Genomic DNA, 15,414 nt, shown 5'->3' with positions numbered 1-15,414 from the left:
CTGTTCCCGCGCTGGTCCGGCAGGACCGTTCGCACCCGATCGGGGACGTAAGGGAAGGTCCCTGAACCGCCAATGGAAAGGCTGCGGATACCATGAGTGACAACAAGTCCACCGGCAGCGATCTCACGGAAGCCGCGCTCTTCTTTCACCAGCATCCGCGCCCGGGCAAGCTCGAGATCCAGGCAACCAAGCCCCTGGGCAACCAGCGTGACCTTGCGCTGGCCTATTCGCCCGGTGTGGCCGCGCCCTGTGAGGAGATCGCCAAGGATCCCGCCAAGGCGGCCGACTATACGGCCCGAGCTAACCTTGTCGGCGTGATCTCTAATGGCACGGCTGTTCTGGGTCTTGGTGCCATTGGTCCTCTGGCGTCCAAGCCGGTGATGGAGGGCAAGGCGGTCCTCTTCAAGAAATTCGCCGGCATCGACGTTTTCGACATCGAAGTGGACGAGCTCGACGTCGATCGTTTCGTCGACGCGGTCGCCGTTCTGGAGCCGACCTTCGGCGGCATCAATCTTGAAGACATCAAGGCGCCGGAGTGCTTCCAGATCGAAGCCAAGCTGCGCGAGCGGATGAACATTCCGGTCTTCCACGATGATCAGCATGGAACGGCCATCATCGTTGGCGCTGCCGTCCGCAACGGTCTGGAGCTGGCGGGCAAGAAAATGTCCGAAGCGAAGGTCGTCGCCTCTGGCGCCGGCGCCGCAGCTCTGGCCTGTCTGAACATGCTCGTCTCGCTCGGGGTCAAGCGCGAGAACATCTGGATTTCCGACATTGAAGGCGTCGTCTACGAGGGCCGCGAAGCCCTGATGGACGAGTGGAAGTCGAAGTTCGCGCAAAAGACCGACAAGCGCACGCTGTCCGAAATCATCGAGGGTGCGGACGTCTTCCTCGGGCTCTCTGCTGCCGGTGTCCTTAAGCCGGAGATGGTTGCCACCATGGGCAAGGGCCCACTGATTCTGGCGCTGGCCAACCCGCGTCCGGAAATCATGCCCGAGGACGCCCAGGCGGTTCGCTCGGATGTTGTCATGTGCACGGGACGCTCCGACTACCCGAACCAGGTCAACAATGTTCTGTGCTTCCCCTACATCTTCCGCGGTGCTCTGGATGTCGGCGCGACCTCCATCAACGAGGAAATGAAACACGCCGCCGTTGAGGCCATCGCCGAACTGGCAAAGGAAGAGCCGTCCGATGTGGCGGCCCGTGCCTATGGCGGCGCGACAGAGACCTTTGGTCCGAAATACCTGATCCCGTCGCCTTTCGATCAGCGGCTGATCCTCAGGATTGCGCCCGCGGTCGCCAAGGCAGCGATGGCAACCGGCGTCGCCACACGTCCGATCGAGGACTTCGACGCCTATCTGGATCGCCTGAACCGCTTCGTCTTTCGGTCCGGCCTGATCATGAAGCCGATCATCCAGGCCGCCGGTCAGGATGCCAAGCGGATCATCTATGCTGAGGGCGAGGATGAGCGCGTGCTGCGCGCCGCCCAGGTTCTACTCGAAGACAAGGTGGCGATACCGGTTCTGGTCGGCCGTCCCGACGTGCTGCAGAGCCGCTGCGAGCGCTTCGGTCTGAAGATCCGTCCAGGCACCGATTTCGAATACATCAACCCGCAGGACGATCCGCGCTACCGTGATTATGTCGACGACTATTTCGCCTGTGTCGGCCGCAAGGGCATGCCGCCCGATGCTGCACGTACCGTGGTGCGGACCAACTCGACGGTCATTGCTGCTCTGGCCGTGCGCCGCGGGGATGCGGATGCGGTCATCTGCGGACTTGAAGGCCGTTTCATCCGTCATCTGCGCGACATTCGCCAGATCATCGGCTTGCGCGATGGGGTGCGTGACCTGTCCGCCTTGTCGCTCTTGATCAACAGCAGTGGCGCGATCTTCCTCTCGGATACATTCGTGAGCGAAGAGCCGACCGCAGAGGAGCTTGCCGAGATGGCAGCCCTTGCCGCCGAGGAAATCCATTGCTTCGGCATTGAGCCCAAGGTGGCGCTTCTATCCCTGTCGAATTTCGGCTCGCGCGACACCGCCTCGTCTCGAAAGATGCGAGACGCGCTGGAAATCCTTTGGGAGCGCTGTCCGAACCTTGAGGTCGACGGCGAAATGCACGGGGATTCAGCGCTCAACGAGATGCTGCGCAAACGGGTCATGCCGGACAGCCGCCTGAAGGGCGAAGCAAACCTGCTGCTGTTCCCGAACCTTGATGCCGCCAACATCGCGCTGAACCTTTTGAAAGTTGCTACCTCGGCCCTTCACGTTGGGCCGATCCTGTTGGGCACGGCGAAGCCGGCGCATATCCTGACCCCTTCGGTGACCTCGCGCGGCGTGGTCAACATGTCGGCGCTGGCCAGCGTCGAGGCTCAGAAAAAAGCCGGGGCCTGAGCGCAAGGACAGGCGTCGTGAGACAAGACCGGCGGCGGGGCGATGCGCTCTGCCGCAGGAACTGTTATTCGCGATAGGACGATTATCCTTGACATTGTCGCCCACTCGGCAGATAGGGAGGCGTGCATTATCCGGTTGCCGCGTGAGCAGCCCGCCCCTTGCAAACTTTCGGCACGATCCGGAAAAGTTCCAAGAAGAACCGCAAGATACTGCAAAACCCCTCCTTTCAGACGGGGTATCCTTTTCCAAGTTCCCATTTCACGCGGGGTTCTGACGGCATTTGCCGCCTTTCAAGGACAGTTCGGTCCTGGGCGCAGCACCTGCCGCAACCGCTAAATGGCTCTCGAGCTCCGCGATGGAACACGAGGGTTCTGGCATGCCATGGCGCATCGCGTCTGGTGCCAATGACAAAGGTAAAAACTTGACAGATTTCAAATCGCTTGGCCTCTCCGAACAAATTCTGAAGGCCATCGAAGCCAACGGCTATGAAGCGCCGACCCCGATTCAGCGCGACGCTATCCCATACATCCTCAAGGGTGAGGACATTATGGGTCTGGCCCAGACCGGCACCGGCAAAACTGCCGCCTTCGGCCTGCCGCTCATCGAACAGCTTCTGGCCAACCCCAAGCAGCCGGTTTCCAAGGGCGCGCGGGCACTGATCCTGGCGCCGACCCGCGAGCTGGTAAACCAAATCGCTCAAAACCTGATCTCCTTCGTGCGCGGCACGCCGCTTCGCGTTGCCTCCGTTGTTGGCGGTGTATCGATCAACGGTCAGATCAAGCGCCTCTCCCGCGGCACGGACATCCTGGTCGCGACGCCTGGTCGCCTGCTGGATCTCGTGGATCGTGATGCGGTGCGTCTTGATACGGCGTCCTTCCTCGTGCTCGATGAAGCGGACCAGATGCTGGACCTTGGCTTCATTCATGCCCTGCGCAAGATTTCCGCGCTGGTCGCAAAGAAGCGTCAGACTTTGCTCTTCTCGGCGACAATGCCCAAGCAGATCGCCGATCTTGCCAAGTCCTACCTGACCGATCCGGTGCGGGTGGAAGTGGCAACCGCCGGCAAGACTGCGGACAAGATCACGCAGCGTGTCCATTTCATGGATCAGAAGGCGAAGACAGACTTCCTGGTCGACCTGATGAGCACGCGTCCTGACGACCTGTCTCTCGTCTTCTGCCGCACCAAGCATGGTGCAGAGCGGCTGATGAAGAAGCTGGTGTCCTCGGGCATCTCCGCAGGTTCGATTCACGGCAACAAGAGCCAGAACCAGCGCGACCGCGCCATCAAGGGCCTGAAGGATGGTTCCTTGAAAGTTCTGGTGGCCACTGACGTTGCTGCACGCGGGATCGATATCCCGGGCGTCAGCCACGTCTACAACTTCGAGCTGCCTGAAGTTCCTGAGGCTTATGTCCACCGGATCGGCCGGACGGCCCGTGCCGGTGCCGATGGCGATGCAATCGCTATTTGCGCACCAGAGGAAATTGGCCTGTTCCGCCAGATCGAAAAGCTAATCGGCATTTCCATCGAGGTCGCAAGCGGTGAAGTTCCGGCCGACAGCCGTGCCGTTTCTCCCGGCAAGGGCCGTGGCGGTGGTGGCAACCGTGGTCGCCGCAACGGTGGCGGCGGCAATGGGCCAAAGCCTGGCAAGAGGTCCTTTGGGGCACCTTCCGGTGGCAACGACAACGAAAACCGTGGCCGCCGTCAGCAACGACGTCGGCGGACGGCAGCGGCCTGATCAGCACCAGCTGACCTGCATTACTGAAATGAAGAAAGCGCGGTTACCTGGTAACCGCGCTTTCCTTTTACGTAAACGTACGGAAATCATCCATGCATTGTGCGCATGGCTAGCCTGCAAAAACAGTCAGAATCTCGACTTATCCTCGTATCTAACTGAATTAAAAGCACTATCTTGGTTAACGAAAAAAATTACATCAACTGAAAAAAATGTTGAAATTGCCGTTAAGGTAACTTATGTTCCCTTTCATCGGCGGCGCGATTGCAGGCCTTGAACGGAATAGCCCGTTCACACGTTTCCCAAATGGGAAGCGCGCAAAGGATGCAGGTATCGGCGACGCAGCGTTCGTTTACATGATGTGCAAATCCAACAGCCCCTCTTGGGCTGATGGATGATTTCGGCCATGTCCGGCAGTTCGGAACAGGGCGTGCGAAGCCGCGCGGCATCAGATCATCGGGTACCGTTCGATCTGGGTCAGCATAGCGGCGCGCGTGCCCGGCCAGACCGGCTCGAGCCTCATGTGACGGCGCATTAAATCTTGTGGCAGCGGAAAGGTGTGCCTGTTTTTCAAAGAGACGGGCCTGGCCTCCAGACAGGGGGCTGGAGCACGCAGAGCAGAAGCAGCACCAGATAACCGCGACCAGGGACCGGTGATTTTCACCTTGGATCCTGGAAAAACCCATCGCCCACAAGTCGGCGGCGCCGGACCTATGGTCCGGCGCCGTTCGCATTTTTAGCCTTAGTCTCTAAGCCTGTTGCTTACATGTTGGGGTAGTTCGGGCCGCCCGCGCCTTCAGGCACCGTCCAGGTGATGTTTCGGTTCGGATCCTTGATGTCGCAGGTCTTGCAGTGGACGCAGTTCTGCGAATTGATCTGGAACTTCGGCGCGTCTTCGCCTTCTTCGATCCATTCATAAACGCCAGCAGGGCAGTAGCGGTTTGACGGACCTGCGTAGACATCATGTTCTGACAGCTTCTGAAGTGTCTCGTCCTTCACCTTGAGGTGGATCGGCTGATCTTCCTCGTGATTGGTGTTCGATAGGAACACCGACGACAGCTTGTCGAAAGAGATGGCGCCGTCCGGTTTCGGATAATCGATCTTCTTGCAGTCCTTTGCGGGTTTCAGCGTATCCGCGTCTGCCTTGCCGTGCTTCAAAGTGCCGAAGAAGGAGAAGCCGAAGAGCTCATTGGTCCACATGTCGAGACCGCCGAGCGCGATGCCGGCAACCGTGCCGAACTTAGACCACAGCGGCTTGACGTTGCGAACGGTCTTCAGATCCTTGCCGATCGGGCTGGCCTTCCAGGCATCGTCGTAACTGGTGAGCTCGGCATTGTCTTCGCCGCGGCCGATTGCCGACATGACCTCTTCGGCGGCCAGCATGCCCGACAGCATCGCGTTGTGTGAGCCCTTGATCCGCGGAACATTCACGAAACCGGCAGAACAGCCCATGATCAGGCCGCCCGGGAAGGAGAGCTTCGGAACCGACTGGTACCCGCCTTCCGTGATCGCACGTGCGCCATAGGAAATGCGCTTGCCACCCTCGAAGGTGTCGCGGATCGCCGGATGTGTCTTGAAACGCTGGAACTCGTCAAAAGGCGAAAGCCACGGGTTCTCGTAGTTGAGATGCAGCACGAAGCCGACCGCGACCTGGTTGTCTTCCAGGTGATACAGGAAGGACCCACCGCCGGTCTTGCCGTCCAGCGGCCAGCCGAAGGAATGCTGGACGAGCCCTTCCTTGTGTTTTTCAGGGTCGACCTGCCAGAGCTCCTTGATGCCAATTCCGAACTTGGCGAAGTCGCTGTCCTGGTCGAGATCGAATTTCTCGATCAGCTGCTTGGCGAGAGACCCGCGCGCGCCTTCGCCGATCAGAACATATTTGCCGCGCAGTTCCATGCCGCGGGTGAACATGGCGTTCGGCTTGCCGTCCCGGCCAATGCCCATGTCGCCGGTGGCAACGCCGACAACGCGGCCCTGATCGTCATAGAGAATTTCTGCGGCTGCAAAGCCCGGATAGATCTCCACGCCCAGGCCTTCCGCCTTTTCGGCAAGCCAGCGGCAGACATTCCCGAGCGAGACAATGTAGTTGCCGTGATTGTTCATCAGCTTCGGCATGAAGAGATTCGGCAGACGAATGGAGCCCGCCGGTCCCAGAACGAGGAAATGGTCGGCCTTGACCTCGGTCTTGATCGGCGTGTCTTCCTCGCGCCATTCCGGCAGCAGTTGGTCGAGTGCTATCGGGTCGATCACAGCGCCTGAAAGAATGTGCGCGCCGACTTCCGAGCCTTTTTCCAGAACAACGACACTGATCTCTTCGCCCTTGTCGGCGGCGATCTGTTTTAGGCGAATGGCTGCAGCAAGGCCGGCTGGACCTGCTCCGACGATGACAACATCGACGTCCATGCTTTCGCGTTCGCCAAGTGCGTCCTGTTCTGACATCTGGTTCTCCCTCATGCGCTCCGGACCGAGCCCGGACGATATCCTTTTTGCATTTTTTCCCTTTTCGAAGCACGACAAAATTTGCCGCATTTGCGAAATCGGAAAAAATGCCGCCATGCTGCGGCGCGTCACGTCGGACATAGCCTTATTTTTCCGTGCCGCGTCAAGGTTTGATGTGACCTTTACGTAAACGGAAGATATTGCAAGGAGCTTGCGATTGGAAGCGCGTGGCCGAAGTGTGCATTCCATGCACAACCATTGGACAACCTAAGCGCCGCCGCCGCGATGCACCCTGCAGACTTTGTTTTTCCAGCTGCTGGCGTTAAGTTGCCGCCTGGAGGCTTGGTTTTGCAAACATCCGACGCAGCGCAGCGCGAACTTGAATCCCTGCTTGAATTCTATTTGGCTTCTGGCCTCGACTGTTTTCTGGAAGAGGACGCAGTCGACAGGTTTGCCTTGTCGGCGGAGCTTGCCCGCGCGCAGGCCGAAGCCCGAACGTCTGCGCCTGCTCGCCCAGCCGCCCATTCCGCACCTATACAGTCCGGTGGGCCCGCACAACAATCCCGGCCACAGGCACCTGCGTCGCCAACTCGGGAACCGAGCGCGGCCAATGCGCCGATTTCAGGAGGTGCGTTCGCCGATGCAGTGGTGCCCGATACGGAGGCGATCCATGCGGCGAGGGATGCGGCACGTACTGCCCAGACCCTGGATGAGCTGAAGAGCTGCCTGCAGGCGTTCAACGGCTGTAACCTGCGCCTGACGGCGAAGAACCTTGTTTTTGCCGATGGCAATCCGAACGCCCGCGTCATGATCATTGGTGAAGCGCCTGGCCGTGATGAGGATCTGCAGGGAAAGCCCTTCGTCGGCCGGTCAGGTCAGCTTCTCGACAAGATGCTTGGCGCAGTGGGCCTCGACCGCTCATCAGTCTATATCGCCAACGTGGTGCCGTGGCGGCCGCCCGGAAACCGCACGCCGACGCCTCAGGAAACCGAAATCTGCCGGCCGTTCATCGCGCGCCAGATCGAGTTGGCAGCACCTGATGTTCTGGTCTTCCTCGGCGCGGCGTCTGCCAAGACACTTCTTGATGTTCAGGATGGCATCCGCCGTATGCGTGGTCGCTGGATGACCTATGATTGCAATGGACGCAAGATACCAAGTCTGGCGACCTATCATCCAGCTTATCTCCTTCGTAGTCCTATAGAAAAAAGGCTTAGCTGGCGTGATTTCTTGTCCCTGCGTCAAAAGCTAAGTGAAGACGCCAATAGTTAACGTAAGACCATGAAGTCTCAGCGTAAATTGGCTGATTTCTGACGTTCGATTAACTGCGCAGTGCCGAGAACTGGCAATTTTACGCATGATGTTAACCTTTGGTTTGCGTGTAGTATGGTAATAAATCTCCATCAGGGGATATATTTTGAACGCATTGACTGCCGATATACCCGAGCACGCAATCGTTTCCGTGTTGGTCATCGACCTGGAGGGATTGAACTGCATCGAGGCGTCTGCTTCCGGCTTTAACAAGTCGGGATGCAATATCCTGTCGGATCGTGTCGGTGAGTTGCGCGAGACCATCGGTCTTAGGGTCGACGGGCTCGACAAGATGATCCGCGGCCGGGTCACTGGCGTTTCAGACACCAATGCGAATGTTGTTTTCGAATTCGAAGACGAAGCGCCACGGGAGAAACGCAAGGAAGAGCGCCGTGCTGTCCGCATTCCCGCGCAGGTGTCAGACCCTAGGGGCGGGGTCGTGATACACGCGATTATCGTCGATGCCAGCAAGTCCGGCTGCCGATTGGATGCACGCGATCTGGATCACCTTCCCGACAACGTCCGCATGCATATTCGCGGCCTGGACCTGCCGGTCAGCGGACGTATTGTCTGGCGAGCGCCCGGTTGCGCCGGGCTGGAATTGCTCTGGCAATTTTCCAAGCGCGCCGATGTCAAAGGCGCAGGTTTAGGGGGCGCCTCCGCCGTTGATGGACCAGGTGGCACTACGGGCGCAGCTGGCGATGGCAAAGCCTCCGGCCAAAAGAAAACCCGAAAAGGCGCCTCTTCACATGCAAGAGCAGGACTGGCAGGCGCTGCAGAAGAAACTCCTCAGCGCGCCGATGCGTTCGGTCCGCGCCGACGCTCTCCCCCGACGCCAAAACAGAATTAAACCTCCAGGCTTGCGCAAACCTTGTGCCGGGGCCTTTTATCCCTTTCGTTCAGGTCCTATATCCCGGATACCTTTCAACCGGGACCCGCCGATTTGTTCGAAAAACTCCGCAGCCTGCTTCCAAAGAAATTCCGCAACGATGGCCCGGTAATCCCGGTTGTCCGCCTCCAGGGCCCGATCGGCATGGCGACCCCGCTGCGTCCTGGGCTTTCGCTCGCGACAGCGTCCCTGCCTCTGGAACGCGCTTTTTCTGTAAAGAAGGCGCCCGCCGTTGCACTGATCGTTAACTCCCCCGGCGGTTCTCCGGTTCAGTCCAGACTGATCTTCCAGCGCATTCGTGATCTTGCCAAGGAGAACGAAAAGGATGTTCTGGTCTTCGTCGAGGACGTGGCGGCCAGCGGCGGCTACATGATCGCTCTTGCCGGAGACGAAATCATCGCGGACCCGTCGTCCATCGTCGGATCCATCGGCGTTGTTTCTGCCGGTTTTGGTTTTCCTGATCTTCTGAAGAAGATCGGCGTCGAGCGCAGGGTCTACACGGCCGGTGAGAGCAAGGTCATTCTTGATCCGTTCCAGGCCGAAAAACCTGACGATATCGAGTACCTGAAAAACCTCCAGCTCGAGATCCACGAGATATTTATCGAGATGGTCAAGAAAAGCCGCGGCGACGTCCTCGCCGACGATCCCGAGATCTTCTCCGGCAAGTTCTGGACCGGCGGTGCGGCACGTGATCTTGGCCTGATCGACAGCCTTGGTGACCTTCGCAGCACCTTGAAGGAGCGCTATGGCAAGGACGCGGAGCCGAAGCTTTTTTCTGCCCCGCGTGGCTTGTTTGGCCGTCGTTCCGGTGTCGGCGGAATTGCAGCCGGACGGCAGGGCCTTGTCGATGGCATCGGCAGCGACCTCATTTCGGCAGCCGAAGAGCGTTCGCTCTGGTCCCGTTTCGGTTTGTGATGCCGCGCATTGACGGGTTGCAAACGCTCTGGAATGTTTGAAATCAGTTTGGGGAAGGGGAGCAGATGACAGAACTTCTCGGTGTGGCGGCTTTGGCCGTTGGCGGCTACTGGATCGTCAAGCGCATGAAAAAGAAAATGGCAGATGTCGAGCGTCATTTGTCGGATATTGCCGCCCGCTCTGCCAACAAGAGACCTGCGGAAAAACTGGTGCAGGATCCGGTGACGGGCAAATACCGGCCTGAATAAAGCCGGGCCTATCTTTCGGAGGCCTGTCCGGCTGTCCATTCATAGGCATTGTCGAACTCGGCGCTGCCCTTTAGCTTGAAACCGAGCCTTGTGTAGAACCCGTTCGCGGCACTGCCCCTGAGCGCAACCAGCCGCAGGGGTAGCTTGGCTGCTTCGGCCTTCTGCTGCGCATATCTTACCACATGAGTGCCAATGCCTTTGCCCTGAATGTCCGGCAGGACATAGAGGTGGTCGAGGTAGAGATGATCGGACCGGGTTCTCAGCACAAAGAACCCCAGAAGCTGACCTGAAGCCTCGATCCGGAGGGTCTCGTCAGGTGTGAAGCTTTCCAGGAATCTTGCTTTCGCCCGGGCCGGGTCAAACCGGCCAATCGCCTCGAGGCTCGGGCGCATCGCCGCCACGCGTAAATTCGCAAGGCACTCGCCATCTTCATCGCCGGCGGTCACGAAGTCCAGTGGAGTGCCGGGACCTTGACCAGTCGCGATCGATGGTTCGCTCACAGCGCCGCCATGTAGACCGGAAGCTTTTCGAGCTTTGGCACGACAATCATCTTCTTCACCTTGCCGGCTTTGAACGCCCTGAGGAACTTGTTGTAGTCCTTGAAGGCCACGCAGCCATGGGAGCCGATACGTCCGCGCAGGAGAGGCGTGTGGGTCAGCATGCCGTCGCGCCCATGCATGGCAGCGACATCGACGGGAAGCATGCGGATGGCCTCCACGCCATGGAACCGACGCTCGCGCATGCGCAAATTATAGATGTTGGGCGGGGTCGGCCCATTGTTGCGCACCTTGGTATAACGCGGGTTGTCGAGCATCTTGCCGATGCCTGAATGTGCCTCCAGCTTCGTGCCGTCCGGCATATACACGGTGGCTGCGCTGATGTCGTAGACGGCAATGCCGCTGCCGCGTCCTGGCAGCCGTACTTCGCCTGAATTGAAGACTTTCGACAGGCCGCTGAAGATGCCATCGCCTTCCTTGCGCGGATCCACGTCGCGGGCATAGGCGAGGGAGGCCGACGCTGTCGCGGCGCTGTCGCGCGGCTTGACGATCCGGCGCTTCGGAGCGGCAGGGCGCTTGCCTGGCACCGGCACGGGCTCGGCCTCTAGCAGAGCGACTGAGCTTACCGCTGGCACTTCGATCGGGTCTTCTGCCGGCTCAAGACTGGCCACGGCCGCAACAACGGCGTCCACCGGAATGTCGCCAGCGGTTGGCTCCGCGACGGCCACTGTTTGGGCATTCGCCTCGGGGAATGTCAGCAGGCCGGCCATTTGCCGTGTTTCAATCAGGCGCCGCAATTTGGTTTTTGCATCTTGCTCTGCCTGGGCGACCTTCGGGTCGATCGCCTCAGGGGTAACTTCGGCAAGGGCTGTCGAAACCGTCGCGCTGATTTGTGCAGCGGCTCGATCCTCGAGACGTTCGTCATGCCGCGCCGCGAGGGCTTCGTGCTGCCGCGCCTTTTGGGCAATGATCGCGGCGATTTCACGCGGCCCCGGAAGGCCTGCATCTGGAAGGCCTGCATCGGTTGCGGTGACGGCGCTTTTCGCGGGGTCTGTCTGCCCTTGAGGGGCCAACGTCTCAGGCATCTTTTCTGCCTGAGATATCTGACCAAGGCTCACGAGCGCCTGGGGCGGACCGTTCAAGGTCCAGATCAGGGCCAGTCCGGCGACAATGCTCGCACCGCCGAAAACGGCGAGGCGAACGGCACCTGTGAGGCTTTTTTCTGCCGAACCGGCAGCAGTTTGCGGAGTGTTTTTACGCATGTACTCTTGGGTCCAATTTACGCGTACCCGCACGGAATACACGTCCGCGCTCGATCAAACTTTGCGGCTGGGTGATAGGCGGCGGCGATGTCAAAATCCCGTTTTCCGACCTGTCAGCCCCGGCCGCTGACATTCTCTGACTATGAGCAATCTTGGTAACCAAGACGTTTATGCGCTCGTTCGACTTGTCGAAGACCATCCAAAGACGGCTATTTTCGGGCGTTTCAAACAAGGTGAATTGTTTTCACGGCGTCGCTTTTTGCAGCTTCAGGGCCCTTTTCACCGGCGTCTTGATCTTTGTCCGGTGGTTCTATCGTGACAGTCGGACCTGTCGTGAGCCTTGAGCCGGGTAACGCGGATCGGGGCTCACCCACTGCCGTCATCCCCGCCCCGTGCGGGGTCCACTGGCGCCGAAGCCTCAAGATCATCGCGGCGGTTCCTAGCACCAAGCCGTTAAGCCAACACCAATCCCGCCGCTGGATGTCTCCCCGGCGTTTTGGCTGGTTCTCAGTTTCCCGTTCAACGGGATGGCAGGCGCTCCGGACTTGCCGGGAGCGGTTGGGAAGGTGGGATGTGCAAGGCCTTCACGCCTGCCCAGGTTCCGTGTCCCAAATGACTGAACTTGCGTCTTTCTCTTTTCTGCGCGCCGGAAGTAGAGCGTCCTCCGGTTTGCCAGATACGAGACGCGCCTGAGATCTACCGCGTCACTCCCCGCTGCAGGTCCAAGCTGCCAGTCACCGGATAAGGCTCTGGTCCGTTACACCAGACCCGATCCTCGAAACCCGGTCCCGACCACCGCGAACGGACGGTCCGCACTCGGCCCCGTGATGGCAGGAACGGGATCAATGATACGACAGGTTCAGCGGGGGAGGATAAGTTCCGGCTATTCATAGGCAGTGCGTGTTTTTTCAATGCCTTGCGAGGCGCCTATCCCCGTCCGAATGAGGGATAAGGTCTGCTCCATCCTCTCTTTGCCTTCCCTGCGCAGGCAGGGACCCAGTAAACGCGAGCGCTTCGGCATGACCCTTGAGGTTCCGGCGTACCGGATCCCGGATCTTCGCTGCGCTCGTCCGGGAAGGCGTGGGGAGAGAGGCAAGGCTGGACCACACCCACTGGCGTCATCCTCGGGCGTGTCCCGAGGATCCACTCTTCCTGTGTCTGCCGCGAACCTTCCTGGATTGCCGGGACAAGCCCGACAATGACGACGGAGAGTGTGTTTTCAACCGCAATGTCTCGCTTCAATCTGGGACGTCATCCCCGCCTTGTGCGGGGAGCTATTGGTTCCCGAAGTCTCAAGACCAAAGCAGTGATCGCGCGGAAGTTTCCAGCCCGCTTGCACCTGACTGATTGGCGGCAATGTGGATTGGATCCCCGCACAAGGCGGGGATGACCGTCGGTGGTTGGGGGGAATCCAAGGATGACGAGGGAGAGGTTTGCAAAGAGGTGGATAGGGACAGGTCTCGGCTCCACCTTCAGCCGTCATTGCAGGACCTGATCCTGCACAACCGTGCGTCGCCAAATCGAAGTGGTGCTGCCAGGCAAGGTCACGGCATGGATGCCATGGCAGAACGTGGCAAGGCAACCTAACGCCTCAGGCCAACTGCTTGACGTGGTAGACGCAGCGGCGGCCGCCGGAGAGGAGGTGTTCGGTGCGGGTGAGGTCGACGTCCTGGCCCAGGACGGTCCGAAAGAGGCTCATCTCAGACCGACAAAAGCCCTGGCAGGCAGTGGCCGCAGCGCAAATGGAACAGTGGTTTTCGACAAGCAGAAAGCCACCCGCATTTGCGTCTTCCTCGACGCTTGCCATATAGCCTTCGCGAGAGCGGATCTCGGCGAGAGCGGAGAGCTTGTCCTTGAGATCAACCTTGTCGGCAAGGGCGGCTGAATAGACCTTCAGCGCCTCCTGCTCCCGGTGAGCAATCAACCGGTCGATGCCTTCATCGCCATAAAGCACCTTCATGCCGTCCAGCAATCCAAGGATCAGGCCGGAATGATTGTCGGGAAACTGGGCGTGGCCTTCACGGGTCAGCGTCCAGACCCGTTTGGGCCGGCCAACCGTGCCCTTGATGTCCTCAAATCCCACAAGACCTTCTGCGAGCAGGCTGTCCAGATGTTGTCGGGCGGCGACCGAGGTCACGCCCTCGGCCTTGGCAAGCTCGGCAGCGGTCTGGGGTCCGGCGGTCTTCAGCGCCGTGATCAGTCGGGTCTTGGTACGATCGGACATGGCATGCTTCTAACATAGATCCGTATTTTAAAAAAGATTTTGCTTTTCATATTGCCAGGCCCGAAAAGGGCGAGCATGATAAAGAAAGAAAAAACTTTCGTTATATCTCATCAGCATCCCGGGAGGACATCATGCGACCTGACCATCTTCACCAGCGTTTCGGCATAAGCCTGAGGCTCGGCAGGTGTGTTGCCCGCCATCTGCGCCCCCTATGGCACCTTTGGCTGGCCTATAGGCGTCGCCGCGCCTTGCGCCGGATCCCCGATGAGCTGATTGATGATGTGATCAAGGACCCGGAATTGAGGGCGAAAGAAAACGAGCGGCGCCGGGCTCGCCCGGCCTTCAGCGACTGGTACTGGCGCTGACACGGGCTTATGGTCAAAGCTTGGAAAAAGGATGGGCACGTCATTGGCAGGGGGGACAAAGCGGCAAAAGGAAATGCGCAAGGCGCTGAGGTCTTTGGCTCCGCGCATGCCCATGGCCGATGCCGAAGCCATCCTTGAGGCAGCGCGGGCCGGGCATCTGCGGCATTTGCCGCCATCCATCGCGCTTTGGCAGGCAACCACCAGCCGCATTCGCCACGCCCATACCGACTATGACGCCCTGCTGGACGAGGGCTATGACCGGGATGCGGCGCGCTTCTTCGTTCTGGATCACATGAACCAGGTGCTGGAAGACTGGGGCAGCGCGAAGCGCCTGGATCCAGATGACGGCGAGGCGTTCTAGGGCCGGCCCAGCCATTCTGCGGAGAGCCTAAGCCGGATTGTAGATCCACTGCTCGGGGATGACCGCCGTCACGCTTTCGCCGGCGCTGATCGTGCCTGGTTTTTCCACATAGCCGACAAGACCACGCAGGCGCTTTGCCACTTTCGGGAACAGAAGATCCAGCCCGTCGCGGCCTGGAACGTGAGCTGCGATGGATCTGCCCGCCACCCGGCAAGGCGCATTGTCGCCATCCACCCGGATGACGGTGCCGCCGTCAAACACCAGCCGCGTGCGCGGTGGGATCAGGGACAGGTTGGGGAAGCCCTCCAGCACGATATTGCCACCGATCCAGGCCGCTTCGACGGTTTCGAGCTCCATGCGCTGGGCCACAAGTGCCAGCTCGCCCGGGCAAAGGATGGACACCTGACGCTCATTGCACATTTCCGTTCCGCGCGGATACCAGGGTTCACGTCCCCCGGATTTGCGCGTGAAGCCGCCGTGGCGATCGCCTGAGATGCCGGAAAACTCAAGGTCAAGCGCGTTGCACGATTGGGTGGCAAAATCACCTGGCGACAGGGTCTTCAGGACATCTGAGACCTGCCCGGTCAATTTGCGCGCCGGCGTGATAGTAAGCTGCTCAATCATCGCATCAGGAGAAACCGCGGAAGACATCAATGGCCCTTTCGAAAATCATTGTCGGCCGAGACTTAGCCCAAGCCTTGCTGTGGGACCAATGAAAGACATTGATCAACTGATTGGCAAGTGAGATGGGCCGGTCAGCGCTGGCGCCCATGGCCGCGAATTCGGC

General features: G+C 59.6%; 13 protein-coding genes. 8 read left to right on the top strand and 5 right to left on the bottom strand.

From position 1 onward, the window contains the following. Window positions 1-92: 92 nt before the first annotated feature. Window positions 93-2,387, top strand: a complete 2,295-nt coding sequence (locus IG617_RS16810; protein ID WP_192110407.1) for an NADP-dependent malic enzyme — start codon at window positions 93-95, stop codon at window positions 2,385-2,387. A 421-nt stretch (window positions 2,388-2,808) separates the two neighbouring features. Further along, window positions 2,809-4,122 carry a DEAD/DEAH box helicase gene (locus IG617_RS16805; RefSeq protein ID WP_192110406.1) on the top strand — a complete coding sequence of 438 codons (1,314 nt, stop codon included), beginning with the start codon at window positions 2,809-2,811 and terminating at the stop codon, window positions 4,120-4,122. Window positions 4,123-4,881: 759 nt separating this feature from the next. Here the strand turns inward: IG617_RS16805 and IG617_RS16800 are convergent. Then, window positions 4,882-6,558 (bottom strand): electron transfer flavoprotein-ubiquinone oxidoreductase, encoded by a 1,677-nt coding sequence (locus tag IG617_RS16800; RefSeq protein WP_192110405.1) that lies wholly within the window; start codon window positions 6,556-6,558, stop codon window positions 4,882-4,884. 348 nt (window positions 6,559-6,906) lie between these two features. On the opposite strand from IG617_RS16800, the gene IG617_RS16795 reads away from it, so the two are divergent. The 4 genes from IG617_RS16795 to IG617_RS16780 all read left to right on the top strand — a co-directional run bounded on the left by IG617_RS16795 (window position 6,907) and on the right by IG617_RS16780 (window position 9,918). After that, window positions 6,907-7,827 (top strand): uracil-DNA glycosylase, encoded by a 921-nt coding sequence (locus tag IG617_RS16795; protein WP_254170596.1) that lies wholly within the window; start codon window positions 6,907-6,909, stop codon window positions 7,825-7,827. A gap of 145 nt (window positions 7,828-7,972) precedes the next feature. Next, window positions 7,973-8,716, top strand: a complete 744-nt coding sequence (locus IG617_RS16790; protein ID WP_192110403.1) for a PilZ domain-containing protein — start codon at window positions 7,973-7,975, stop codon at window positions 8,714-8,716. Window positions 8,717-8,809: 93 nt separating this feature from the next. Next, on the top strand, window positions 8,810-9,670 hold the full coding sequence (locus IG617_RS16785) for a S49 family peptidase (protein ID WP_192110402.1): 861 nt from the start codon (window positions 8,810-8,812) through the stop codon (window positions 9,668-9,670). 65 nt (window positions 9,671-9,735) lie between these two features. Further along, window positions 9,736-9,918, top strand: a complete 183-nt coding sequence (locus IG617_RS16780) for a hypothetical protein (protein ID WP_153770922.1) — start codon at window positions 9,736-9,738, stop codon at window positions 9,916-9,918. An 8-nt stretch (window positions 9,919-9,926) separates the two neighbouring features. Here the strand turns inward: IG617_RS16780 and IG617_RS16775 are convergent, their stop codons facing one another. From IG617_RS16775 to IG617_RS16765, 3 genes are all read right to left on the bottom strand, one after another. Beyond that, a complete protein-coding gene (locus IG617_RS16775; RefSeq protein ID WP_209008563.1) occupies window positions 9,927-10,418 on the bottom strand; it encodes a GNAT family N-acetyltransferase in 492 nt (163 codons plus the stop codon). Next, complete coding sequence (locus IG617_RS16770; RefSeq protein ID WP_254170595.1) at window positions 10,415-11,677, bottom strand: DUF2778 domain-containing protein; 1,263 nt, start codon at window positions 11,675-11,677, stop codon at window positions 10,415-10,417. The genes IG617_RS16775 and IG617_RS16770 overlap by 4 nt, the downstream gene beginning before the upstream one ends. Window positions 11,678-13,268: 1,591 nt before the next feature. Then, window positions 13,269-13,901, bottom strand: coding sequence for a helix-turn-helix transcriptional regulator (locus IG617_RS16765; RefSeq protein ID WP_192110401.1), 633 nt, complete (start codon window positions 13,899-13,901; stop codon window positions 13,269-13,271). Between the two features lie 131 nt (window positions 13,902-14,032). Between IG617_RS16765 and IG617_RS16760 the strand changes: the two genes are divergently transcribed. Both IG617_RS16760 and IG617_RS16755 read left to right on the top strand, forming a co-directional pair. Then, complete coding sequence (locus tag IG617_RS16760; RefSeq protein WP_192110400.1) at window positions 14,033-14,266, top strand: hypothetical protein; 234 nt, start codon at window positions 14,033-14,035, stop codon at window positions 14,264-14,266. Between the two features lie 31 nt (window positions 14,267-14,297). Further along, the gene (locus tag IG617_RS16755; RefSeq protein WP_254170594.1) at window positions 14,298-14,627 is read left to right on the top strand and encodes a DUF2293 domain-containing protein; all 330 of its coding nucleotides are present in this window, start codon (window positions 14,298-14,300) and stop codon (window positions 14,625-14,627) included. 27 nt (window positions 14,628-14,654) lie between these two features. On the opposite strand, the gene IG617_RS16750 is transcribed toward IG617_RS16755, so the two are convergent. Then, the gene (locus IG617_RS16750) at window positions 14,655-15,278 is read right to left on the bottom strand and encodes an MOSC domain-containing protein (RefSeq protein WP_192110399.1); all 624 of its coding nucleotides are present in this window, start codon (window positions 15,276-15,278) and stop codon (window positions 14,655-14,657) included. Window positions 15,279-15,414 lie beyond the last annotated feature (136 nt).

Origin of the sequence: Roseibium polysiphoniae (assembly GCF_014842925.1) — a bacterium.
In the GTDB taxonomy this organism is placed as follows: Bacteria; Pseudomonadota; Alphaproteobacteria; order Rhizobiales; family Stappiaceae; genus Roseibium; species Roseibium polysiphoniae.
Note: the sequence above shows the minus strand (reverse complement) of the source record. Positions and strands in the feature narration are given on the sequence as shown.